The organism is Synechococcus sp. CCY 0621, assembly GCF_019038465.1.
Classification (GTDB): domain Bacteria; phylum Cyanobacteriota; class Cyanobacteriia; order PCC-6307; family Cyanobiaceae; genus Cyanobium.
Genome location: NZ_JAFKRH010000015.1, coordinates 144,989 through 167,415 on the forward strand (window position 1 = coordinate 144,989; position 22,427 = coordinate 167,415).

The following is a 22,427-nucleotide window of genomic DNA, read 5'->3' on the forward strand; positions in this document are numbered from 1 at the left end:
GCCTACAGATGGTGCCCGTGGCAACCAGATCAGGAGTCGTCGCTGCTGCCACCGTTGCCGTCACCGGCGGTGGCATTGGCCTGGGCCCGCTCCACCGCGGCCTTCAGCTCCGGCAGGGCCAGCAGCTGGGCGGTCACCGCCCGCAGCCGCGGCCCCCACAGCTGCTCCTTCTGGAAGCTGTCCTTCACGTAGTTGGGCTCCTCAGCCAGGGCGGTTTCGGCCAGCTTCAGGGCCTGGGCCCGCTCCGCCGGTCCGCGCTCAAACAGGGCCGCCGCCAGGGCCAGGGAGGTTTCGGCGATGTCCGGCTTGATCTTCAGCACCCGCTGCCAGCGGCCGATGGCGTCGGCGGTGCGGCCGCTCTCGAACAGCACCAGGCCCTGGTTGTTGATCGCTTCCCAGAAGTCCTTGCGCAGCCCCGCAGCCTTCTCGAACGAGCCCAGGGCCGCGTCGGTGTTGCCCAGCAGGATCTGGGCATTGCCCAGATCGAAGTAGGCACCGGCGTTCTTGCCGTCCAGTTCAATGCCTTTGCGCAGCAGGCCGATGGCGTCCTGGGGCTTGCCATTGCGCAGGGCCAGGGAGCCTTCGGCGAACCAGATGCCGGCATTGTTGGGATCCAGCTGCTTGGCCCGGGCCAGGGCCACCACCGCCTTCTCCATCTGGTTGCTGCGCAGTTCCGCCTCCGCCAGCAGCACCCAGCCGCGGGGGTCGTCCGGCAGCAGCCGCACGGTCAGTTCCGCCAGCCGGGCGGCGTCCTCCGCCTGGCCGAGCCGCAGCAACCGTGCCGCCGCCTGGGCGATGCCCAGCCCCGCCCCCTCCAGTTCCTTTTCCTGGGGCAGGTACACGAAAGGCACCAGTGCCTTGGCCGGAGCGGGAAGCACCGTCAGTGGCAAGGCCAGGCAGAGGGAGGAAAACAGTCGCCAGAACCGCCGGCCCACGGAATCACCCCGAATCCTCCCAGCCTAGGGAGCCGTCCCCCGTTGTCCCCCACCGCCCGCCAGCGCCGCCCGGATGTTGCGCCGCCACATGGCCGGCCGGATCCGCCGCAGGGCCGAAGCCCGCAGCCGCTCGTCCCAGTCGGCGTCGCTCCAGTCCAGGGCCTCCTCGCCCCGCAGATCCAGCAGCCACGGGCGCGGCTGCACGTCCACGTCGCCGGCGATGGGCAGGGCCTGGTGGTTCCAGGGGCAGACCTCCTGGCAGATGTCGCAGCCGGCCACCCAGCCCTGCAGGCGCCCGGCGATCGGCGCCGGCAGGGCTTCGTCCCGGTTCTCGATTGTGTGATACGCCAGGCAGCGGCGGGCATCGACCACGAAGGGCTCGTCGATGGCGCCGGTGGGGCAGGCGTCGATGCAGGCGGTGCAGGCGCCGCACAGGGGTTCGGCCGGGTGGTCGGGCGGCAGGTCGAGGCTGGTGAGCAGGTGGCCCAGCAGCATCCAGGAGCCGCGGCGGCGATCGATCAGGTTGCCGTTCTTGCCGATCCAGCCCAGGCCCGCCTCCTCCGCCCAGGCCTTGTCGAGCAGGGGCGCACTGTCGACGCAGGCCCGCCAGGTGGTGCCCGGCGCGGCCTCCTCCAGCCAGCGCCCCAGCTGTCGCAGGCGCCCATCGATCACCCGGTGGTAGTCGCGCCCCCAGCCGTAGCGGGCCACCCGCAGGCTGCCCGGTGCCTGCTCCCGGGCCACGTGGTAGTTCCAGCCCACGGCCAGCACGCTGCGCACCCCCGGCAGCAGCGCCTCGATCCGCTGGCGGCGCGGGTCGTTCATCCAGCCCATCCCCGCCTGGTGACCCGCCGCCAGCCAGCGCTCCAGGGCGGCGTTGCGCAGGGGCAGCCGGCCCCCCCCCGGCACCGCCGCCAGGCCCACAGGCGCGAAGCCCAGTGCCTCGGCCCGGGCCCGCAGTGCCGCCGCTAGCGCGCTGGGGGAGCCGGGAACGTTCAAGGGCTGCCGGTAGAGTCCCACGAATCCGACCCTCCCTGAGTGGCTGCCGTTTCCTCCTCCCGTTTCAGCCCGCTGTTGCGCTGGATGGGCCTCACCCTGGTGGTGCTGCTTGTCCTGCAGCTGGTCGCCGTCCTCAGCCTCTGGGACTGGGAAGAGGAGGCGTTCCGCCAGCTGGTGGTGGAGCGGCTGATCAGCCAGGCCCCCATGGGTCTGATCGGTCTGCTGCTCATGTACCTCTCCTCCCGCCTGGAAGACCAGTCGGAGGGGCGCACGCCCGTCCTCTGGACGGTCTGCATCATCAGTGGTCTGCTGGCTGTTCTGCTGACCGCCTCGCTGCCGATCACGTTCGGTGGTGACCAGCAGATGCAGCAGCAGAACGACCAGCAGATCGCCGCCAAGCGCGGCCAGCTGGAGATGGCCCGCCAGCAGAGCAAGGATCCCGCCCTGCTGCAGCAGCTGATCCGCCAGGCCGAAGCCACCGGCCAGGTGCCCCCCGGCGCCACCGAGGCCCAGAAGACCCAGTCGGCCCGGGCCTTCATCGATCGCCAGCTCGACCAGCTCGAAACCCAGTTCAAGCAGACCGAGCAGACCGGCAAGGTCACCCTCAGCCAGCGCCGCTATGGCGGATCGCTTGGCGCGGTGGTGCTGATCATCGCGTTCACCATCCTTTGCCTCGGCAGTGTCCTGTAAGACCCCCGTGGATCGTTACCGTTAGGGTTTCGCCCCTACGGACCCCTTCTTCCATTGGTCCCATCCAGTAGTCCCAGTTCCGACCAGCCCCTGGGCAACCGGCTGCAGCAGGATCTCAAGAACGATCTGATCGCCGGCCTGCTGGTGGTCATTCCGTTGGCCACCACGATCTGGCTCGCCACCACGGTGAGCCGCTTCGTGCTGGCCTTCCTCACCTCGATTCCCAAGCAGTTCAACCCGTTCAACACCCTCAACCCCCTCCTCCAGGACCTGATCAACCTGGGGGTGGGGCTGCTGGTGCCCCTGCTGGGCATCCTGTTGATCGGCCTGATGGCCCGCAACATCGTCGGCCGCTGGCTGCTGGAGTTCGGTGAGGGCACCCTGCTGCGCATCCCCCTGGCGGGCTCCGTCTACAAGACCCTCAAGCAGCTGCTGGAAACCTTCCTGCAGGGCAACTCCAGCCGCTTCCGGCGGGTGGTGCTGGTGGAGTATCCCCGCGAAGGGCTCTACGCCGTGGGCTTCGTCACCGGAGTGATCGGCACCGCCATCCAGTCCGATTTCGGCGAGAAGATGCTCAGCGTCTTCATTCCCACCGCCCCCAACCCCACCACCGGTTGGTACGCGGTGGTGCCCGAGCGCCTGGTGAAGGATCTGGAGCTGAGCGTGGAGGATGCCTTCCGCACGATCATCTCCGCCGGCATCGTCAGCCCGGACGAGCGGGAACCCAACTCCAACCGCAGCTTTGCCAGCCTCCTGGCCCAGCTGCGCGCCCCCCAAACCTCCTGATGCAGAGTCGCACCCTTGCCCGTGAACTGGCCCTGCTGATGCTGGGTCAGGTGAGCGATCGCGGCAGTGGGGCCGAAGCCCCCACCGGCTCTTTTGATGTTCTGTTGCAGCAGGCCGTCACCACCCTCAGCCAGCACGTGCGCGAGGCCCTCGACCGCTCCGCCGAGGATCTGCAGCAGGCCCAGCAGCGGCTGCTCGACAGCGAGCTGCAGGACCAGGGCGAGAAGCAGCTGCCCACGGTGCGGCGCCACCTGCAGGACGGCCTCACCCATGCCGAGCAGGCCCTCAATCGCCTCTCGGCCAGCCTGGAGCTGCCGCGTCTGCTGCTCCTGGCCGACCAGGACGCCGTGCGGCTTGATGCCATCGCCCGCGCCAAGGCGGTGCTGCGCGACCGTGAAAGCCTCGATCGCCGTATCGACGCGGTGATGGAAGGCTGGCGGCTCACCCGCCTGCCCCGGGTCGACCGCGACATCCTGCGACTGGCGGTGGTGGACCTCGAGGATTTCGCCACGCCCGCCGCCGTGGCCTGCAACGAAGCGGTGGAACTGGCCAACCGCTACAGCGACGACCAGGGGCGACGCATGATCAACGGTGTGCTGCGGCGCTTCACCGCCGCCAGGGTTTAGGCAGGAACGCGATGGTCTTCGATTGGTTCAAACGGACGCTGGCCCAGCCCGCCCCGGAGCCCGAACCGCAGCCCGCTCCCGAGGCCGAGCCGGAGCCCGCAGCGGCGGCGCCTGCTGAGCCCCCGGTGGAACCCTCTGAGCCCGTGGGGGCTCCCACGCCAGCCCCAGCCGCTCCGGCCGGCGCCGGCGTCGACGAGGACGCCCTGGCCTGGGCGCGCCAGGCCTACGCCCGCCTCAAGGCCCAGCAGGAGGCGGCCAGCCCGGTGATGGCGGCGCCCGAGCCCGCCCCTCCGGCCGCCATCGAGCCGCCGTCAACCCCTGAGCCGGCGCCAGCGCCCGAGCCCGCACACCCTGCTGCTCCGCCCGTGGCCACGGGCCTGTCCCTGCTGGAGCAGGCCGCCGCCCAGCGCCAGCAGCGCCTCCAGGAGATCACCGCCCCCGCCGAGCCCGAGCCGGCCGCGGCGCCTGCCGCCGCAGCGACTCCCTTGGCCGCAGAGGCCGATGCCGCCGACCCCAGCCTCGGGGCCTTTGATGCCACCTTCACCTGGTCGGCCGAGGTGCTGGCGGCCCAGGGACGGCGCGTCGAGGAGGTGTCCCTGGAGGAGATCGACTGGCTGGGCCGGTTGCGCCGCGGCCTGGAGAAGACCCGCAAGGGCTTCGTCACCCAGCTGCTGGAGAACCTCGGCGACGATCCCCTCACCCCGGCGGTGCTCGACGATCTCGAGTCCACCCTGCTGCGCGCCGATGTGGGCGTGAAGGCCACCGACCAGGTGCTCGAAGCCCTGCGCCGCCGCCTCAACGAGGAGGTGGTGGATCCGGCCGAAGGCCTGCGCTTCCTCAAGGAGCAGCTGCGCGGCCTGCTGGACGCCCCCATCCGGGCCGGTGACACTGTCGTGCTGGCCCCCCAGCGCGAGCGGCTCAACGTCTGGCTGCTGGTCGGGGTGAACGGGGTCGGCAAGACCACCACCCTTGGCAAGCTGGCCAACCTGGCGGTGCGCAGCGGCTACACCTGCCTGATCGCTGCCGCCGACACCTTCCGGGCTGCAGCGGTGCAGCAGGTGAGCGTCTGGGGCGAGCGCAGCGGTGTGGCGGTGGTGGCCAACCCCAGCGCCAATGCCGATCCGGCGGCCGTCGTCTACGACGCCATCGGCGCCGCCCGCTCCAAGGGCACCGAGCTGGTGCTGGTGGACACGGCTGGCCGGCTGCAGACCAAGCACAACCTGATGGAGGAACTGGGCAAGGTGCGGCGCACCATCACCAAGCTGGCGCCGGAAGCGGTGGTGGAGTCGTTGCTGGTGCTCGATGCCAGCCAGGGCCAGAACGGACTGCGACAGGCCATGGCCTTCGCCAGCGCCGCCGGCCTCACCGGGGTGGTGCTCACCAAGCTCGATGGCAGCGCCCGCGGCGGCGTTGCCCTGGCGGTGGCCTCCGAGGCGGGGCTGCCGATCCGCTTCATCGGGGCCGGGGAGGGCATCCGCGACCTGCGGCCTTTCAACAGCTTCGAGTTCGTCGAGGCGCTGCTGGCCTCCTGAGTTCCGCCAGCCGCTGCTACCTTGCGTGTCCTTTGCGGCCGCTCGGTGAGCAGCCAGCCGCCCCCGCAGCCCCTCTCCACCTCCGCACCGTCCCCGTCACCCGATCGGGGGGCGTCGCTCACGGCCTCGCTGCGCCAGCTGCTCGACAGCCTCGGCCGGGAACAGCGCCGCAACCAGGAGCTGCTGGCGTCGCTGGCGTTCGCCCTGCGCAGCTACACCAACCTCAAGCGTTTCCTTGAGCTGGTGCCCCTGGTGGCCGCCCGGCTGGTGGAGGCCGAAGGCAGCCTGCTGGTGGTGTTCCATGCCGATGGCCGGCTCTGGCGCGAGCAGCTCCAGGCCACCGCCGGTGAGCGCAGTGCCGAGGTGCTGCGCCAGCTGGCCGCCCTGCCCGATGGCCAGCTCCAGAACCAGGAGGGTGATGAGGCCGTCGCGGTGCTGCTCGACCCCCTGGTCCAGCGCCTGCTCGGCGCCCAGCAGGTCTTCGCCACTTCCGTGGTGGCCCGCAGTCGCCAGCGGGGCCGGCTGTACGTGTTCAGCGGCCGGCGCGGCTACAGCTGGAGCGACGTGCGCCGCCGCCACCTCCAGCTGGTGGCCGACCTCACCGGCGTGGCCCTCGAGAACGAGGTGCTGCAGCAGGACCGGCGCCGCCATGAACGGCTCGACCGCCAGCTGAGCATTGGCGCCGAAGTCCAGTCCCAGCTGCTCCCTGACCACTGCCCGGTGATCGATGGCGTCGAGCTGGCGGCCCTCTGCCGTCCGGCCTTCCAGGTGGGCGGCGACTACTACGACTTCATCCCCACCCAGCCCCAGCTCACCGGCCACCGGCGCGAGCAGGCCCCCTGGGCGCTGGTGATGGGAGATGTGATGGGCAAGGGGGTGCCGGCCGGCCTGCTGATGACCCTGCTGCGGGGCATGCTGCGGGCCGAGGTGCTCAGCGGCCTGCCCCCGGATCGCATCCTCCACGACCTCAACCAGCTGGCCCAGGAGGACCTGGCCCATTCGCACCGCTTCGTCACCCTCTTCTATTCCGACTACGACCCCCGCACCCGTCTGTTGCGTTACGCCAACGCCGCCCACAACCCGCCGCTGGTGTGGCGGCGCCAGATGGGCCGGGTGGAGCGGCTCGACACCCCCGGCCTGCTGATCGGTCTGCAGAGCGAGGCGGAATACGGCTGCGGCGAACTGCAGCTGGAGCCGGGTGATGTGATCCTGTACTACACGGATGGCGTCACCGAAGCCAGTGGCTTCAGCGGTGAGCGCTTCGATGAGGAGCGGCTGGTGCGGGCCTTCCATGGCGCCTGCCGGGCGGCCCATGAGGCCCAGACGATCCTGGACCGGCTGTTCGAGCGCCTCGACCGTTTCGTCGGCAGCGACCGCCGCCTCGAGGACGATGCCTCGATGGTGGTGCTGAAGGTGCGAGACGGGGTGGTGCTGCCCTCCCTGCCCCCGACCTGAGACGAATGGCAAGCTGAAGGGCTGCCCGGAACCCCGTGATGGCTGCTGACCCCTCCCCCACCACCTGGAGCGATCGCTTTGAGCAGGGTCTGCATCCGGCGATCGAGCGGTTCAACGCCTCGATCGGTTTCGACATCGCCTTGCTGCAGGAGGATCTCGACGGCTCCATCGCCCATGCCCGCATGCTGGGCCGCTGTGGCGTCATCACCGCCCAGGAAGCCGAGCGCCTGATCGAGGGGCTCGAGGCGATCCGGGCCGAGGCGGCCGCCGGCAGCTTCACGCCGGGCCTCGAGGCGGAGGACGTGCATTTCGCCGTGGAGCGGCGGCTGATCGAACGGCTCGGCTCCCTCGGCAAGAAGCTGCACACGGGCCGCAGCCGCAACGACCAGGTGGGCACCGACCTGCGCCTGTGGCTGCGGCGCCGCATCGACCACATCGATGCCGCCCTGGTGCGCTTCGAGCGGGCCCTGCTGGCCCAGGCCGACGCCCACCCCGACACCCTCATCCCCGGCTACACGCACCTGCAGCGGGCCCAGCCGGTCTGCCTGGCCCACCACCTGCTGGCCTACGTCGAGATGGCCGAACGTGACCGCCAGCGTCTGGCCGACGTGCGTCGCCGCGTCAACATCTGCCCCCTCGGGGCGGCGGCCCTGGCGGGGACCTCGGTGCCGATCGATCGCCGCCAGACCGCCGCCGAGCTGGGCTTCGAGGCGATCTACGCCAACAGCCTCGATGCGGTGAGTGATCGCGACTTCACCGTCGAGACAATGGCGGCCCTGTCTCTGGTGATGGCCCACCTCAGCCGCCTGGCGGAGGAGGTGATCCTCTGGGCCAGCGAGGAATTCGGCTTCGTGGGGCTCACCGACCGCTGCGCCACCGGCAGCAGCCTGATGCCCCAGAAAAAGAACCCCGATGTGCCCGAACTGGTGCGCGGCAAGAGCGGCCGCGTCTTCGGCCATCTGATGGGGCTTCTCACGATGATCAAGGGTCTGCCCCTCGCCTACAACAAGGACTTCCAGGAAGACAAGGAAGCCCTGTTCGATGGGGTGCGCACCTGCCTTGATTGTCTTGAGGCGATGGCCGTGCTGTTCGAGGAAGGGCTCGCGTTCCGCCCCGCCCGGCTGGAGGCCGCCGTGGCCGCCGATTATTCCAACGCCACCGACGTCGCCGACTATCTGGTGGCCCGCGGGGTGCCCTTTCGGGAGGCTTATCAGCTGGTCGGAGGGCTGGTGAAGGCCTGCCTGGCGGAACAGCGGCTGCTGGCCGATCTGCCCCTGGAGCGCTGGCAGGAGCTGCATCCCTCCTTCGAGGCGGACATCCATGCCGTGATCGCGCCGCGGCAGGTGGTGGCCGCACGGCGCAGCGAAGGTGGCACGGGCTTCGAGCGGGTGGCCGAGCAGCTGCGGCACGCCCGGGAGCGGCTGGATTCGACCCCCTGAGGCGCGCCCCCCATCCTCCCCTGGCCCCCTGGCGCTGGCTGGGCGGGCAGGCGTTGGAATCGCGCGTCTCCGTCTAACCTTGGCGGGTCTCAGGCGCCTGCGCGCGCCATCGGTTCCCCCTCATCGGTCAGTGAGTATTTTCGTCGGCAATCTTCCCTTCCGCGCTGAGCAGGAGGACGTGGCTGAGTTGTTCGCTCCCTTTGGAGCCGTGGTCAACTGCTCCCTGCCGCTGGAGCGTGACACCGGCCGCAAGCGCGGCTTCGCCTTCGTCGAGATGGCCGACGCTGAGACCGAGACCCGGGCCATTGATGCCCTCCAGGGCGCTGAGCTGATGGGCCGTCCCCTGCGCATCAACAAGGCCGAACCCCGTAGTGGTGGCGGTGGTGGTGGCGGTGGCGCCCCGCGCCGGGGTGGCGGTGGCTACGGCGGTGGTGGTGGCGGTTATGGCGGCGGCGGTTACGGCGGTGGTGGCGATCGGGGTTCCGGTGCCAAGGGCTGGGAAGACCGCAGCTACGGCGGTGGCGGCGGTGCTGCAGGCGCTGGCGGTGCCGCCCCCGACGCCTTTGAAGCGGGTCGTTCGCGCCGGCGCCGCACCGGTGGCAGTGGTGGTGAGTATGGCGGTGGCGGCGATTACGGCGGCGCCGAGGGCTGAAGCGAGCGGGAACCCAGGCTGATCGGCGTCACAGGCCCCGTTCCTCCAGCTGCCTGGCGGCGGCCTCCAGCACCTCTGGGCCGGCGCCGGCCTTCGCGGCCTCCCGGGTCAGCCAGCCGCGCCAGCCGCGCGCCCCGCTGACCCCTTCCACCACCTGCACCAGGTGCCGGGCGATCGGCCACAGCCGTCCGCCCGCGACGCACCAGCGCTCCGTGTGGGGCAGCACCCCCCGGAGCACCGTCGAGGCCCGGGCCTCCTCGGCGCCCCCATCCCCGAAGATCTGCCGGTCCACACCCGCCCAGCGCAGGGGGTGGGCGTAGGCGGCCCTTCCCACCATCACCCCATCCACCCAGGCCAGCTGCTCCCGGCAGGGTGCAAGCTCCTCAAGGCCGCCGTTCAGTTCGATCCGCAGCGCCGGCCGCTCCTGTTTGAGGCGGTGCACCAGATCCCAGCGCAGGGGAGGCACGGTGCGGTTCTGCTTCGGATCGAGGCCGTTCAGCCAGGCCTTGCGGGCATGGACGGCGAAGCGGGCGGCGCCGGCCGCGGCCAGGGTGTCCACGAAGGCCAGCAGTTCGGCGTAGGAATCCCGCTCGTCGATGCCGATGCGGTGCTTCACCGTCACCGGCAGGGGCGTGGCTGCCGCCATCGCCGCCACGCAGCGGGCCACCCGCTCCGGCTCCGCCATCAGGCAGGCCCCGAAGCGGCCCTGCTGCACCTTTTCGCTGGGGCAGCCCAGGTTCAGGTTGATTTCGTCATAGCCCCAGGCGGCCCCCATCCGGGCGGCCTCCGCCAGCAGCTCCGGGTCGTCGCCCCCCAGCTGCAGCACCAGCGGGTGCTCGATCGGATCGAACCCCAGCAGCCGCTCCAGCCGCTGCTGCCGCTCCCCCATCCGGGAGGCGGAACCGTCTCGGGCGATGTGGTGCAGCGCCCGGGCCACCACCATCTCGGAATAGAGCAGGCAGTGCCGGCTGACCTGCCGCATCAGCACCCGGAAGTGCCGATCGGTGCAGTCCAGCATGGGCGCCACACTGAAGCGGTAGTTGTGCTCCATCGCCCCATGCTGCCCAGCCGTGCCTCCGTGGTGGTGGTGGGAGGTGGTCCGGCAGGCTTCATGGCCGCCATTGCGGCGGCCGAAGCGGCCGGTGGCCGCTTCCCCGGGGGCGTGCTGCTGCTGGAGTCCACCCCCGAACCGCTGCACAAGGTGCTGATCAGCGGCGGTGGTCGCTGCAACGTCACCCACGCCTGCTGGGATCCGCGGCTGCTGGTGGATCACTATCCCCGTGGCGGCAAGGCCCTGCGGGGGCCCTTCTCGCGTTTCGCCACCGGCGACACGGTGGCCTGGTTCCAGGCCCACGGCCTTGAGCTGGTGGAGGAGCCCGACGGCCGCCTGTTTCCCCGCTCCAACCGCTCTAGCTCGGTGGTTGAGACCCTGCGCCGGGCGGCGATCGCCACCGGGGTGGTGCTGCACACGGCCCAGGCGGGCCAGACGGCCCAGGCCCTCCCCGGCGGGGGCTTCCGGCTGCGGTTGCGCTCGGGGGCCGAGCTGGAGGCCGAGCACCTGGTGCTGGCCACGGGCAGCCACCCCAGCGGCCTCCGCATCGCCGCCTCCCTGGGCCATGGCCTGGTGGCGCCGGTGCCCTCCCTGTTCACCCTCACCCTGGCCGATCACCCCCTGGTGGACCTGGCCGGGGTGGCCATGGACCCGGTGCAGCTGGAGCTGCTGCTCACGCCCCTGCCGGGAATCGCCGCCACCGCCACCAAGCCCCAGCGGCAACGGGGGCCGGTGCTGATCACCCACTGGGGTCTCAGCGGTCCGGCCACCCTGCGGCTCACGGCCTTCGCCGCCCGCGCCCTGCGGGAACGCCGCTACCGGGCCGGGCTCCGGGTCGACTGGACCGGTGGCCGCAAGCCGGCGGAGCTGGAGGGGTGGTTCGCCGATGCCCGCCTTGAACAGGCCCGCCGTCAGCTTGGCAACTGGCGCCCGTGGCCCGACCTCAGCCGCCGCCTCTGGCTGCACCTGCTGGCCCTGGTAGGCGTCGACGCCAGCCTGCGCTGGGCCGATCTGCCCCGCCGCAGCGAGCAGGCCCTGATCACCGCCCTGCGGGACAGCCGCTACCAGATCTCAGGCCGGGGACCCTTCGGCGAGGAGTTCGTGACCGCCGGGGGTATCCCCCTGTCGGAAGTCAACCTGGCCACGATGGAGAGCCGGGTTCAGCCGGGGCTGTTCCTGGTGGGGGAGCTGCTGGATGTGGACGGGGTGACAGGTGGCTTCAATTTCCAGCACTGCTGGAGTTCGGGCTGGCTGGCGGGGCAGGCGCTGGCGGCTCAGCGCACGTGCTCGTAGATCGAGAACATCGGCAGGTACATCGCCAGCAACACCGATCCGACGATGATGCCCACCAGCACGATCATGGCTGGCTCAAGCATGGACGTCATGGCTTTCACCATGGTGGTCACCTCGTCTTCGTAGAAGTCGGCCACCTTGGAGAGCATGGCGTCCATCTCGCCGGTTTCTTCACCGATAGCGAGCATGTTGACGCACATCTCTGGGAACACGTTCTTCAACCGCAGGGCGGCGCTGAGTGGCATGCCTTCGCTCACCTCATTCTTGCAGGAAATGATGGCATCGGAAATCACGGAATTGGTGGCCGTTTCCCTCACGATCTCCAGGGAAAGAAGAATCGGAACACCAGCCTTGGAGAGGGAGCTCAGGGTGCGGCAGAACTGGGCACTCGCCGTTTTTACGAGCAGCTCCCCGAACAGAGGCAGCTTCAGCATCAGACCATCAATCTGACGTCGCCCGATCGGCGTTTTGTAGGTGGCCACCACCCAGAAGGCAAAGCCCACCAGACCCCCGAGCAGGATCAGGGCCTTCCAGGAGCGCAGAAACTCACTGAGGTTCAGCATCATCTGGGTGAACAGGGGCAACTCTGCCCCCAGCTGATCGAAGACGCTGGAAAAGGTCGGGATCAGGAAGATGGTCATGCCCAGGAACACCGCGATCGCGATCACCAGCACGGTGACTGGATAGCTCATGGCTCCCTTGATCTGATTCTGGAGCTTGGCGTTGTCCTCCAGCAGCTTGGCCAGGCGCTTGAGGGTGTCGTCAAGGACGCCGCCGGCTTCCCCCGCTTCCACCAGGGCGATGCTGAGGTTGTCGAACACCTTCGGCCAGCGGCGCATCGAATTGCCCAGGCTGTCCCCCTGGTTCACGTCCTGGGTCATGCCTGCCAGGGCCATGCGCATCTTTTTCGAGCGCTGCTGCATCCGCATCAGGTCGAGGCTGCGCAGGATGGGCACGCCTGCGTCCACCAGGGCAGAGAGCTTGTTGGCGAACAGGGCCTTGTCCCGGATCGTCACCGGGCCCTCCAGCAGGTCAGCCAGGCCGCTGAAGGAGGAGGTCGCTTTCTTGGCGCCCCCCTGGGGAATCTTCGGCGCCTCCTTGCGCACCAGGGTGTTCGGCAGGATGCCGCGGCGGCGAAGCTCCCGCCGGGCCACCGAAGGGTTGTCCGCCGTGAGCGTCATTTCCCGGCGCTGGCCGGACTTGGTGGTGTAGGTGACGACGAAGGCGGTCATGGCGGCGCTCGGGTGAAACGGGGATCGGCGTCCGGGGCAGGGGATCAGGGGACCATCATCGGTCGAGAAGCCTGACCAGCTCATCCGGTTTGGTGGTTTTCAGCAGGGCCTCGTCGCGGCTGACTTTGCCGTCTTCCACCAGATTGGCGAGGGCGCGTTCAAGCGTCTGCATGCCCTGGTTGGCGCCGGTCTGGATCTGGGAATAGAGCTGGGAGCTCTTGCCTTCCCGGATCAGGTTGGCGATGGCTGGGGTGTTGATCATGATCTCCTGGGCCATCACCCGGCCGAAGGCCCCATTGCTGGTGGGCTCGGCGCTTTTGCAGAGGGTCTGGGAGAAGACCGCCAGCAGGCTGCCGCTGAGCTGCACCCGGATCTGGGTCTGCTGGCCGGCGGGGAACACGTCCACCATCCGGTCCACGGTCTGGGAGGCGGAACTGGTGTGCAGGGTGCCGAAGACGAGGTGGCCGGTTTCGGCAGCGGTGATGGCCAGCTGGATCGTTTCCAGGTCGCGCAGTTCGCCCACAAGGATCACATCGGGATCTTCACGCAGGGCCGCCCGCAGGGCATTGGAGAAACTGCGGGTGTCCTCGTTGAGCTCCCTCTGGTGAATGATCGACTTGACGTTCTTGTAGGTGAATTCGATCGGATCCTCGATCGTGAGGATGTGTTCCGAACGGGTGGCGTTGATGTGCTCGATCAGCGCGGCCAGGGTGGTGGTCTTGCCGGAACCGGTGGGACCGGTGACCAGGACGAGACCCTTGGGTTTGTTGCTGATCTCCTCGACGATCGGCGGCAGCCCGAGTTTCTCCAGGCTGGGGATCGAGTTGCCGAGGGCCCGCAGGCAGGCGGCATAGGTGCCCCGCTGGCGGTAGACGTTGATGCGGAAACGGGCGACACCCTTGAGGCCGTAGGAGCAGTCCAGTTCCCAGTTCTGCTCGAGGTTCTTGCGCTGGGCGTTGTTGAGCAGGGAGAAGATCAGTCGGTTGCAGCTCTCCTCGCTGAGGTTCGTGTCCTGGACGATGGGCCTCAGCTGACCGCTGAAGCGGCCATAGGGTGGATTCCCCGCGGACAGGTGCAGGTCGCTGCCTCCGGCCTTCACCAGTTCCTGCATCAGGTCCTCGATCAGAAGGTCCATTCCGCTCAGCTCCGAACGCTCAGACAGTAGGGACATTCCAACCATTCGTCCTCCAGCCCGGCTCCGCAGCTGCGGCAGGTGAGGGTGCTCAGGGCCCGGGCCCGCCGTTCCGATTCCAGGCCGGTGTCGGTGAGCAGCATCCGTTCCACCTCCTCGAGGGTGGTCAGCCCCTGCCGCACCAGGTCGAGGCCGTAGCCCAGGAGGGTTTTCATGCCGCTTTCCAGGGCCAGACGCCGCAGCTCCTCGGTCGTCGCCCGCTTGGCCACGGCGGCGGAGAGCGTCTCATTCATGCGCAGGATCTCGTAGACCCCCACCCGGCCTTTGTAGCCCCGTCCCTGGCAGGCGCTGCAGCAACCCTCCGAGCCGGGCGACACCGTGTTGGCGTGATAAAACGAAATCTCGCTTTCATCGGACGCCACCAGGCCGAAGCGAGCCAGCTCGACGTGGTTGGGGTGGTAAGAGACGCGGCACTCTCCGCACAGGCGCCGCAGCAATCGCTGCGACACCACCCCCAGCAGCGAAGCGCTGACCAGGAAGGGCTCCATGCCCATCTCATCGAGCCGCGCGAAGGCGCTGGCGGCGTCGTTGCAGTGCAGGGTGGTGAGCACCAGGTGGCCCGTCAGGGCCGCCTCGATGGCGGTGCGCGCGGTTTCCAGGTCGCGCGTCTCCCCCACCAGCAGCACGTCCGGGTCCTGCCGCATGAAGGCCCGCAGGGCTGAGCTGAAGTCGTAACCCTTTTCCCGGTTCACCTGCGTCTGGGTGATGCCCTGGAGGGTGTACTCGATCGGATCCTCCACGGTGGAGATGTTGATCGTGGGGTCGTTGCGCTCCGAGAGCAGGGCGTAGAGGGTGGTCGATTTGCCGGAACCGGTCGGTCCGGTGACCAGAATCATGCCGAACGGCTTGGAGCCGATGTCCCGCAGGGTCCTCCTGGCTTCGTCGTCGGTGATCAGGCTGTCCAGGCCCAGCTGGGTGGCGCCACTGTCGAGCAGCCGCAGCACCACCTTCTCGCCATAGCGACCCGGCAGGGTGCTGACACGGAAATCCATGGTGCGGCCGCGGAAGTTGCGGCGGATTCTTCCGTCCTGGGGCATCCGTCGCTCGGCGATGTCCAGGTCGGCCATGATCTTGAAGCGAGAGGTCACCGCCGGGATCAGGGTGCGGGGCAGCTTGTCGATGCTGCGCAGGACGCCGTCCTGGCGGAACCGGACCAGCAGGCCATCCTCCTGGGGCTCGACGTGGATGTCACTGGCACCGGTGGTGAGCGACTCGATCAGAATGCGGTCCACCAGGCTCATCACCGGGGAGATGCCCTCGCCAGAGCTGCTGGCTTCGAGGTCCTCGGTTTCCGGAGTCAGTTGTCCCTGGGGAGTGGCGGCCTGACCCAGATCGAGACCGCGGAACAGAGAGGTGTGCTCCGCTCCGGTGACCTGCGGACGTTGGGTGAGACCTTCTGATGGCATCGAGGGAAGGATCGGGTGCGAAGCCTGGATCCGAGGTGCGGGCTTCCACCGCTTGTGGAGAGGGCTCCTCGGCATTCAACATAACTGGATCTGACATCCCTGCCAGAACGCATGACCGGCGACATCACTCCCCCCCATGAGGAACGGATCGATCCCCGGGAGGGCGCGGTCGACGCGGCCCGGGTGGAAGCCCTCCTCGAGACCCTGCAGGCGACCGCCGATGGCGAGGCCGACGCCACCACGGCTGATCCAGGCCCCCAGGTGACCCCATCCGAAGCGGAACCCGTCGATCGCCTTGGCCAGCTCGAGGCTGAACTGGCCAGCCTGCGCAGCGAAAACGAGTCGCTGCGCGGCCAGTACATGCGCATCGCCGCCGACTTCGACAACTTCCGCAAGCGCCAGAGCCGCGACAAGGAGGACCAGCGCCTGCACATCACCTGCACCACCCTCACCGAGATCCTGCCGGTGGTGGACAACTTCGACCGGGCCCGCCAGCAGCTCAACCCCCAGAGCGAAGAGGCCCAGACCCTGCACCGCAGTTACCAGAACCTCTATAAGCAGCTGGTTGACGTGTTCAAGCAGCTGGGGGTTTCGCCGATGCGGGTGGAAGGGGAACCCTTCGACCCCAGCCTTCACGAAGCCGTGCTGCGCGAACCCAGTGAAGACCATCCGGAGGATGTGGTGATCGAGGAGCTGCAGCGGGGCTACCACCTGGACGGCCGCGTGCTCAGGCACGCCCTGGTGAAGGTGTCCATGGGCCCCGGTCCTGCCGGTGGGTCCAGCCCTGCCGAAGCCTCGGCCCCCCCCAGTGAGGGGCAATCCGACTGATGGCCGATTACTACGAGCTGCTCGGTGTCAGCCGGGACGTGGACGCCGACAGCCTCAAGAAGGCCTATCGGCGCCTGGCCCGCCAGTACCACCCGGATGTCAACAAGGATCCGGCCGCAGAGGACCGCTTCAAGGAGATTGGCCGGGCCTACGAGGTGCTCAGTGATCCCCAGGCCCGGGCCCGCTACGACCAGTTCGGCGAGGCCGGCCTGGGTGGGGGCGGTGGCATGCCCGACATGGGCGACATGGGTGGCTTCGCCGACCTGTTCGAAACCTTTTTCAGCGGTTTCGGTGGGGCCGGCGGCGGTGCCGCCGGTGGCGCACGCCGCCGGGGGCCTCGCCAGGGCGACGACCTGCGCCTCGATCTCACCATCAGCTTCAGCGAGGCCGTTTTCGGCAGTGAGAAGGACGTCCAGATCCGCCACCTCGAAACCTGCTCCACCTGCAGCGGCTCGGGGGCCAAGGCGGGCAGCGGCCCCACCACCTGCGGCACCTGCGGCGGCGCCGGCCAGGTGCGACGGGCCACCCGCACCCCCTTCGGCAACTTCACCCAGGTGGCGCCCTGCCCCACCTGCGAAGGCAGCGGCCAGGTGATTGCCGATCCCTGCTCCGCCTGCGGCGGCCAGGGCCTGCAGCAGGTGCGCAAGAAGCTGCGCATCAACATTCCCGCCGGTGTCGACTCGGGCACCCGGCTGCGGGTCGGCCAGGAGGGCAACGCCGGCCAGCGGGGTGGACCCGCGGGTGATCTCTATGTGTTCCTTACGGTCCAGGCCCACCCGCACCTGCGCCGGGATGGGGTCACGGTGCTGTCGGAGGTGTCGCTCAATTACCTCCAGGCGATCCTCGGCGACACGATCGAAGTGGAGACCGTCGATGGTCATGAGCCCCTGGAGATCCCCCCCGGCACCCAGCCAGGGGCCGTGATCACCTTGCAGGGCAAGGGGATTCCCCGCCTGGGCAATCCGGTGGCCCGCGGCAATCACCAGTTCACCATCAAGGTGCAGCTGCCCACCAAGCTCAATGGTGAGGAGCGGCAACTGCTCGAGCAGCTGGCCGGACACCACACCAGCAAGGGCCAGCGCCACCACCACAAGAGCGGCCTGTTCGGCGGCCTGTTCGGTTGAACGACCCGGTCGCCCTCGATCTGCGGGGCACCGCCTGCCCGGTGAACTTCATCCGGGCCCGTCTGGCGCTCGAAACGCTGCCACCGGGAGGTTGGCTCCAGATCGACCTGGACGGGGGCGAACCGGAGCAGATGGTGGCTGAGGGTCTGCGCTCCGAGGGTCACGCCGTGGAGCTGGTCGTCCCTTCGCCGTTCGCCCCAGGGGACGGGGTGCGGCTACGGGTGCAACGGGATGGGGACTGATCCGCTGCCGGGTCGGGTGGTGGCCTTGCAGGCCAACTACTGCCTGGTGGATCTCGATGGGCCCTCCGAGCTCGGCACCGATGGCTCCGAGCCGGGCAGGGGCGGCCGCCTGCTGTGCACCCGCCGCACCCGCCTCGACAAGAGCGGCCTGCAGGTGTGTGTCGGTGATCGGGTCACGGTGGCGTCCGTTGACTGGCGGGCGCGACGGGGTTCGGTGGTGGGCCTCGAACCCCGCCACAACCTGCTGCAGCGGCCGGCGGTCGCCAACGTCAGCCGGGTGGTGGTGGTGGTGGCCCTGGCCGAGCCGGGCCTCGATCCCCTGCAACTCACCCGCTTCCTGATCACCGCGGAGGCCACCGGCCAGCCTGTGCAGGTGGTGCTGAGCAAGGCCGACCTGTTGCCGGCGGCCGCGGTGGAGGCGTGGTGCCGGCGGCTGCAGGGCTGGGGCTACGCCACGTTGGCCGTTTCCACCCGCACCGGGGCAGGCCTGGCGGCGTTGCGGAGTGATCTGGAGCAGCCGGGCATCGCCGTGCTCTGCGGCCCCTCCGGCGTCGGCAAGAGCAGCCTGCTCAATGCCCTGGCCCCCGCCCTGGAGCTCCGTATCGCCGCCGTGTCCGGACGGCTGCGGCGGGGACGCCACACGACGCGGCATGTCGAACTGTTTCCCCTGGCTCCGGGGGCCCTGGTGGCCGATTCACCGGGCTTCAACACCCCCGCCCTGCCGGGCGATCCCCAGACCCTTGCCGCCGCTTTCCCGGAGCTGCTGGCCCGGCTCAGGGCGTCCCCCTGCCGGTTCGCCAACTGCCGCCACCAGGGGGATCCCGGCTGTGCCATGGGAGGCACCTGGGACCGTCATGGCATCTATGGCCGCTGTCTGGAGGAGGTGGAGGCCCTGGTTGGGGCCCGCTCCCGTGGCGGTCAGGGGCGCCAGGGGGAAGGGGGGATGCGTCGGCGGGGTGATCGCCTTGAGCCCCTGCTCGATCCCCAGCTGCGCCGCTCCTCCCGCAGCACCCTGCGTCAGGCGCTGGAAGGGGAGCTCAGTTCCCCAGACCGGGAAGATTGAGATCCAGGCCACCGGTGAGGGTTTCCATCCGCTCGCGCATGGTGGTGGTGGAGAGCTCGTAGGCGTTGCAAAGGGCCGCCAGCACCGCAGCTTCCACGGTTTCGGCCGGTTCGCCGAGCAGCTCGGGGCTCAGCGTGACCCGCAGCGGCTGCTGGTTGCCGGTGAGCCAGACGCTGGCCCGGCCCTCGGGATCGCTGCCCTGCAGCTCCATCGCATCAAGCTCCTCCTGGAGCTTCTGGGCGTCCTGCTGAATCTGCTGGGCCTTGCGGAAGGCCTCGGTCAGCTGTCCGAAGTTGGGAAGTCCGAAGCCGGCCATGCCAGGTGGTCAACGTTGCCAGCAGGCTAGAACCCCAAGCGTTTGACCTCCGGGTGCAGTTGCACGCCGCGGCCTTCCAGAACCCTTTGCTGAACCAGCCGGATCAGGGCGTCAATGTCGGCGGCGGTGGCGGAACCGGTGTTGACGATGAAATTGGCGTGGATCGGTGACACCTGGGCATCGCCGACGCTCAGCCCCTTGAGGCCGAGGGATTCGATCAGCTGGCCCGCCTTGAGCGGTTCTGGGTTGCGGAAGACGCTGCCGCAGCTGGGTTGCTGGTAGGGCTGGGTGCTGGTGCGGCTGTGCAGGTTGGCGCTGGTGCGGGCCGTGAGGGTGGCAGGGTCATGCCCTGGTTCCAGGCGGAACCGGGCCGAGAGCACCAGGAGCGGTTCGTCCTGCAGACGGCTGTGGCGGTAGGCGAAGGCCAGATCGGCGGCCTCCAGACGGAAGGGGGCCTCGGGCCGGCGGGGATCCAGCACCCACACCGAGTCCAGCCACTCCGCCGTGCAGCCCCCCTGGGCGCCGGCGTTCATCACCACGGCCCCACCCACTGTGCCGGGGATGCCCACGGCCCACTCCAGCCCCCGCAGGCCGCTCCGGGCGGCCTTGCGAGCCAGGGTGGGGATCGGTTCCCCCGCCTCCGCCTCCACCCAGCCCTCGGCCAGGTCCAGGCGGCTGCCCTGCAGGCGGCGGTTGCAGAGGGTGAGGCCGTCGAGGCCGCCATCGGCGATCAGCAGGTTGGAGCCGGCGCCGATGCAGCGGAAGGCAAGGCCTGCGGCCGCCGCCCAGGCGGCGTGGGCGATCAGGGCCTCCTGGTCGGCGGGTTCGGCGAACCAGGCGGCGGGCCCGCCCACCTTCCAGCTGGTGAACTCCCTTAGGGAGACCGAGGGGCGGGGCTGGCTGGACGGGGCCGCGACCATCCGCTCAGGCCACCAGTGCTGAAGGTCGTTCGTGCCCGTCCAGGGCCCCCAGGCGCTCCCAGAGGCTGTTGATGTCGCCGGCCCCCATGGCCAGCACCAGGTCGCCTGGGCCGGTGCCGCTGGCCACCAGCTGCGCCAGCGCCTCCATGCTGGCCGCCACCGCCACCGGCAGGTCGGGGGCGAGGGTCCGCACGGCTTCGGCCAGGGCCGGGCTGGAGATCCCCGCCATCGGTGCCTCTCCGGCGGCGTACAGCGGCGCCAGCAGCACCGCGTCGGCCTGGGTCAGGGCGGCGGCGAAGTCGTCCAGAAACTGGGCGGTGCGGGTGTAGCGATGGGGCTGGAACACCGCCACCAGCCGGAGGGGCACCAACGGCAGTGGGCTGCGGCCGCTCTCCACCATCAGCCGGGCCATGGCCAGGGTGGCGGCCACTTCGCTGGGGTGGTGGGCGTAGTCGTCGACGATGGCCCGCTCCTGCCAGAGGCCGCGGCAGTCGAAGCGGCGCCCGGGGGGGCGCAGGCCCGCCACCGCCAGTCGCAGGGCCTCGAAGGGCACGCCCTCGAGACGACAGGCCGCCATCGCCGCCACGGTGTTGCTCAGGTTGTGGCGGCCGGGCAGGGGCACCTCCAGGGTGCCGAGGGCCACCCCCTGCTCGTACCAGGTGGCCAGGGTGCCGTCACCCCGCTCCTCCAGGGGAATGGCGGCGAAATCCGCCGCCTCGCTGCTGCCGGTGGACCACCAGCTGGTGGCCTTGAAGTGCTCCCGCAGCACCGGGCAGTCCCCGTTGGCCAGCAGGGTCGTGCAGCCACTCGCGAAGCGCTGCAGGGTGGCCACCAGGGAGGCCAGGTCCGGGTAGTGGTCGGTGTGGTCAAGTTCGACGTTGGTGAGCAGCCCGAGCCGGGGTGTGAACTTCACCAGGGAGCCGTCCGATTCGTCGGCTTCCGCCACCAGCAACCGCCCCTGGCCATGGCGGCCGTTGCTGCCGAAGGCCGGCACGATGCCGCCGATCACGGCGGTGGGGTCTTCGCCGACGGCCTCCAGCAGGGTGGCGATCAACGTGCTGGTGGTGGTTTTGCCGTGACTGCCGGCCACGGCGATCGAGGCTTGGTCATTGATCAGGGCCGCCAGCACGTCCGAGCGGTGCACCACCGACAGCCCGCGCCGCCTGGCCTCGGCCAGCTCCTCGTTGGTGGCGGGCACTGCCGAGCTGATCACCACCATGGGGGCGCCTTCGGCCGCCATCACCGCGGCGATGGTGGCGGCGGTCTGCTCCTGAAACACCCGTACCCCAGCGGACCGCAGCCTCTCCAGCACTGGATTCGGGCGGGGATCGGAGCCGCTGACCAGGAAGCCCCGTTCCGCCAGGATCCCCGCCAGGGCAGACATGCCGATGCCACCGGCTCCGATGAAATGGAGCGGTTGACGGCGATCGAGCTTTGGGATCAAGGGGGACTCCTGGCCTTGCCGAAAATAACGTCAGGTCCGCCCTCCCCCCTTTGCGGGATACTGCGCTTTGCCGACCGTCCGATCCGGGGCCTGTGGCTGCGGGAAAGAGCAGGACCCCATTTCTGTATGATCGGCAGCCAAAATCCCCTCTTGCTAGCGGGTTCCACCGCTTTCTGCCATGACCTTGCGCGTTGCGATCAATGGATTTGGCCGAATCGGTCGGAATTTCATGCGCTGCTGGCTCAGCCGTGGTGAGAACACCGGCATCGAAGTGGTCGGTCTGAACGACACGTCCGATCCGAAGACCAACGCTCACCTGCTCCAGTACGACACGATGCTCGGCCACATCCGCAACGCGGAAGTGAGCTACACCGACGACACCATTGTCGTCAATGGCAAGCCGATCAAATGCTTCTCCGATCGCAATCCCCTCAACCTCCCCTGGAAGGAGTGGGGCGTGGATCTGGTGATCGAAGCCACCGGTGTTTTCATTGATCAGAAAGGGGCCGGTAAGCACATCGAAGCCGGCGCCAGCAAGGTGCTGATCACGGCTCCGGGCAAGGGCGAAGGTGTCGGCACCTTCGTGATTGGCGTGAATGCCGACCAGTACCGGCACGAGGATTACGACATCATCAGCAACGCCAGCTGCACCACCAACTGCATGGCGCCGCTCGTCAAGGTTCTCGACCAGAGCTTTGGGATCGTCAAGGGGATGATGACCACCACCCACAGCTACACCGGTGACCAGCGCATCCTCGATGCCAGCCATCGCGACCTGCGCCGTGCCCGTGCCGCTGCGGTCAACATCGTTCCCACCTCCACCGGTGCCGCCACGGCCGTGGCGCTCGTCTACCCGCCGATGAAGGGCAAGCTCAACGGCATCGCTTTGCGCGTTCCCACCCCCAACGTTTCGGTGGTCGACCTCGTCCTCGAAGTCAGCCGCGGCACCACCAAGGAGGAGGTCAATTCTGTTCTTCAGGAAGCCTCCAAGAACGGGATGAAAGGGATCATCAAGTACTGCGATCTTCCTCTGGTTTCCACCGACCACGCCGGCACCGATGAATCCACGATCGTGGATGCCGACCTCACCCTGGTGATGGGCGAGAACATGGTCAAAGTGATTGCCTGGTATGACAACGAGTGGGGCTACAGCCAGCGCGTCGTCGATCTGGCCGAAGTGGTCGCCCGCAACTGGAAGTGAGCTG

Annotated in this window: 22 protein-coding genes; 13 read left to right on the top strand and 9 right to left on the bottom strand. The window is 69.1% G+C overall.

The window, feature by feature from the left end; genetic code table 11:
* Window positions 1-29 precede the first annotated feature (29 nt).
* Together KUG43_RS05850 and queG are read right to left on the bottom strand one after the other, a co-directional pair.
* On the bottom strand, window positions 30-935 hold the full coding sequence (locus tag KUG43_RS05850; protein WP_216907054.1) for a tetratricopeptide repeat protein: 906 nt from the start codon (window positions 933-935) through the stop codon (window positions 30-32).
* Window positions 936-959: 24 nt separating this feature from the next.
* Window positions 960-1,931, bottom strand: coding sequence for a tRNA epoxyqueuosine(34) reductase QueG (gene queG, locus KUG43_RS05855; RefSeq protein WP_216907056.1), 972 nt, complete (start codon window positions 1,929-1,931; stop codon window positions 960-962).
* A 39-nt stretch (window positions 1,932-1,970) separates the two neighbouring features.
* Here queG and KUG43_RS05860 point away from each other — a divergent pair, with 39 nt between their 5' ends.
* The 7 genes from KUG43_RS05860 to KUG43_RS05890 all read left to right on the top strand — a co-directional run bounded on the left by KUG43_RS05860 (window position 1,971) and on the right by KUG43_RS05890 (window position 9,111).
* Window positions 1,971-2,621, top strand: coding sequence for an HpsJ family protein (locus KUG43_RS05860; protein WP_216907058.1), 651 nt, complete (start codon window positions 1,971-1,973; stop codon window positions 2,619-2,621).
* A gap of 54 nt (window positions 2,622-2,675) precedes the next feature.
* On the top strand, window positions 2,676-3,407 hold the full coding sequence (locus KUG43_RS05865; RefSeq protein ID WP_216907060.1) for a DUF502 domain-containing protein: 732 nt from the start codon (window positions 2,676-2,678) through the stop codon (window positions 3,405-3,407).
* A complete protein-coding gene (gene nusB, locus KUG43_RS05870; RefSeq protein ID WP_216907062.1) occupies window positions 3,407-4,033 on the top strand; it encodes a transcription antitermination factor NusB in 627 nt (208 codons plus the stop codon). The genes KUG43_RS05865 and nusB overlap by 1 nt, the downstream gene beginning before the upstream one ends.
* An 11-nt stretch (window positions 4,034-4,044) precedes the next feature.
* Window positions 4,045-5,565: a signal recognition particle-docking protein FtsY gene (gene ftsY, locus KUG43_RS05875; RefSeq protein WP_216907064.1), complete on the top strand. Its 1,521-nt coding sequence runs from the start codon at window positions 4,045-4,047 to the stop codon at window positions 5,563-5,565.
* A gap of 45 nt (window positions 5,566-5,610) precedes the next feature.
* The gene (locus tag KUG43_RS05880; RefSeq protein ID WP_502988580.1) at window positions 5,611-7,020 is read left to right on the top strand and encodes a PP2C family protein-serine/threonine phosphatase; all 1,410 of its coding nucleotides are present in this window, start codon (window positions 5,611-5,613) and stop codon (window positions 7,018-7,020) included.
* A 38-nt stretch (window positions 7,021-7,058) separates the two neighbouring features.
* Window positions 7,059-8,459: an argininosuccinate lyase gene (argH, locus tag KUG43_RS05885; protein WP_216907066.1), complete on the top strand. Its 1,401-nt coding sequence runs from the start codon at window positions 7,059-7,061 to the stop codon at window positions 8,457-8,459.
* A gap of 130 nt (window positions 8,460-8,589) precedes the next feature.
* A complete protein-coding gene (locus KUG43_RS05890) occupies window positions 8,590-9,111 on the top strand; it encodes an RNA recognition motif domain-containing protein (protein WP_216907068.1) in 522 nt (173 codons plus the stop codon).
* Between the two features lie 28 nt (window positions 9,112-9,139).
* On the opposite strand, the gene dusA is transcribed toward KUG43_RS05890, so the two are convergent.
* Window positions 9,140-10,129, bottom strand: coding sequence for a tRNA dihydrouridine(20/20a) synthase DusA (dusA, locus tag KUG43_RS05895; RefSeq protein ID WP_286194433.1), 990 nt, complete (start codon window positions 10,127-10,129; stop codon window positions 9,140-9,142).
* Between the two features lie 39 nt (window positions 10,130-10,168).
* On the opposite strand from dusA, the gene KUG43_RS05900 reads away from it, so the two are divergent.
* Window positions 10,169-11,455, top strand: coding sequence for a BaiN/RdsA family NAD(P)/FAD-dependent oxidoreductase (locus KUG43_RS05900; protein WP_216907072.1), 1,287 nt, complete (start codon window positions 10,169-10,171; stop codon window positions 11,453-11,455).
* Here the strand turns inward: KUG43_RS05900 and KUG43_RS05905 are convergent.
* The 3 genes from KUG43_RS05905 to KUG43_RS05915 are packed head-to-tail and all read right to left on the bottom strand — an operon-like array spanning window position 11,437 to window position 15,285.
* Window positions 11,437-12,687: a type II secretion system F family protein gene (locus KUG43_RS05905; protein WP_216907074.1), complete on the bottom strand. Its 1,251-nt coding sequence runs from the start codon at window positions 12,685-12,687 to the stop codon at window positions 11,437-11,439. The two genes, KUG43_RS05900 and KUG43_RS05905, sit on opposite strands and share 19 nt — an antisense overlap.
* Window positions 12,688-12,742: 55 nt before the next feature.
* Window positions 12,743-13,822 (bottom strand): type IV pilus twitching motility protein PilT, encoded by a 1,080-nt coding sequence (locus tag KUG43_RS05910; RefSeq protein WP_216907076.1) that lies wholly within the window; start codon window positions 13,820-13,822, stop codon window positions 12,743-12,745.
* Window positions 13,823-13,827: 5 nt separating this feature from the next.
* Complete coding sequence (locus KUG43_RS05915; protein ID WP_216907078.1) at window positions 13,828-15,285, bottom strand: GspE/PulE family protein; 1,458 nt, start codon at window positions 15,283-15,285, stop codon at window positions 13,828-13,830.
* 111 nt (window positions 15,286-15,396) lie between these two features.
* Between KUG43_RS05915 and grpE the strand changes: the two genes are divergently transcribed.
* Genes grpE through rsgA form a run of 4 tightly spaced genes read left to right on the top strand, consistent with a single transcriptional unit; the run spans window position 15,397 to window position 18,542 of the window.
* Window positions 15,397-16,113, top strand: a complete 717-nt coding sequence (gene grpE / locus KUG43_RS05920; RefSeq protein WP_216907080.1) for a nucleotide exchange factor GrpE — start codon at window positions 15,397-15,399, stop codon at window positions 16,111-16,113.
* Window positions 16,113-17,237 carry a molecular chaperone DnaJ gene (gene dnaJ, locus KUG43_RS05925; RefSeq protein ID WP_216907082.1) on the top strand — a complete coding sequence of 375 codons (1,125 nt, stop codon included), beginning with the start codon at window positions 16,113-16,115 and terminating at the stop codon, window positions 17,235-17,237. Before grpE ends, dnaJ begins: the two co-directional genes overlap by 1 nt.
* Entirely contained in the window at window positions 17,234-17,479 is a 246-nt protein-coding gene (locus tag KUG43_RS05930) for a sulfurtransferase TusA family protein (protein ID WP_216907084.1), read from the top strand. The genes dnaJ and KUG43_RS05930 overlap by 4 nt, the downstream gene beginning before the upstream one ends.
* Entirely contained in the window at window positions 17,469-18,542 is a 1,074-nt protein-coding gene (rsgA, locus tag KUG43_RS05935; RefSeq protein WP_216907086.1) for a ribosome small subunit-dependent GTPase A, read from the top strand. The genes KUG43_RS05930 and rsgA overlap by 11 nt, the downstream gene beginning before the upstream one ends.
* Here rsgA and KUG43_RS05940 read toward each other — a convergent pair.
* From KUG43_RS05940 to murC, 3 genes are read right to left on the bottom strand one after another with little or no spacing between them, the layout of a single operon-like run.
* Window positions 18,517-18,858 (bottom strand): YbaB/EbfC family nucleoid-associated protein, encoded by a 342-nt coding sequence (locus KUG43_RS05940; protein WP_216907088.1) that lies wholly within the window; start codon window positions 18,856-18,858, stop codon window positions 18,517-18,519. The genes rsgA and KUG43_RS05940 overlap by 26 nt on opposite strands.
* Window positions 18,859-18,884: 26 nt before the next feature.
* The gene (gene murB, locus KUG43_RS05945) at window positions 18,885-19,778 is read right to left on the bottom strand and encodes a UDP-N-acetylmuramate dehydrogenase (RefSeq protein ID WP_216907090.1); all 894 of its coding nucleotides are present in this window, start codon (window positions 19,776-19,778) and stop codon (window positions 18,885-18,887) included.
* 4 nt (window positions 19,779-19,782) lie between these two features.
* Window positions 19,783-21,219, bottom strand: coding sequence for a UDP-N-acetylmuramate--L-alanine ligase (gene murC / locus KUG43_RS05950; RefSeq protein ID WP_216907291.1), 1,437 nt, complete (start codon window positions 21,217-21,219; stop codon window positions 19,783-19,785).
* 181 nt (window positions 21,220-21,400) lie between these two features.
* Here murC and KUG43_RS05955 point away from each other — a divergent pair, with 181 nt between their 5' ends.
* Complete coding sequence (locus KUG43_RS05955) at window positions 21,401-22,423, top strand: type I glyceraldehyde-3-phosphate dehydrogenase (RefSeq protein WP_216907092.1); 1,023 nt, start codon at window positions 21,401-21,403, stop codon at window positions 22,421-22,423.
* Window positions 22,424-22,427: the final 4 nt, after the last annotated feature.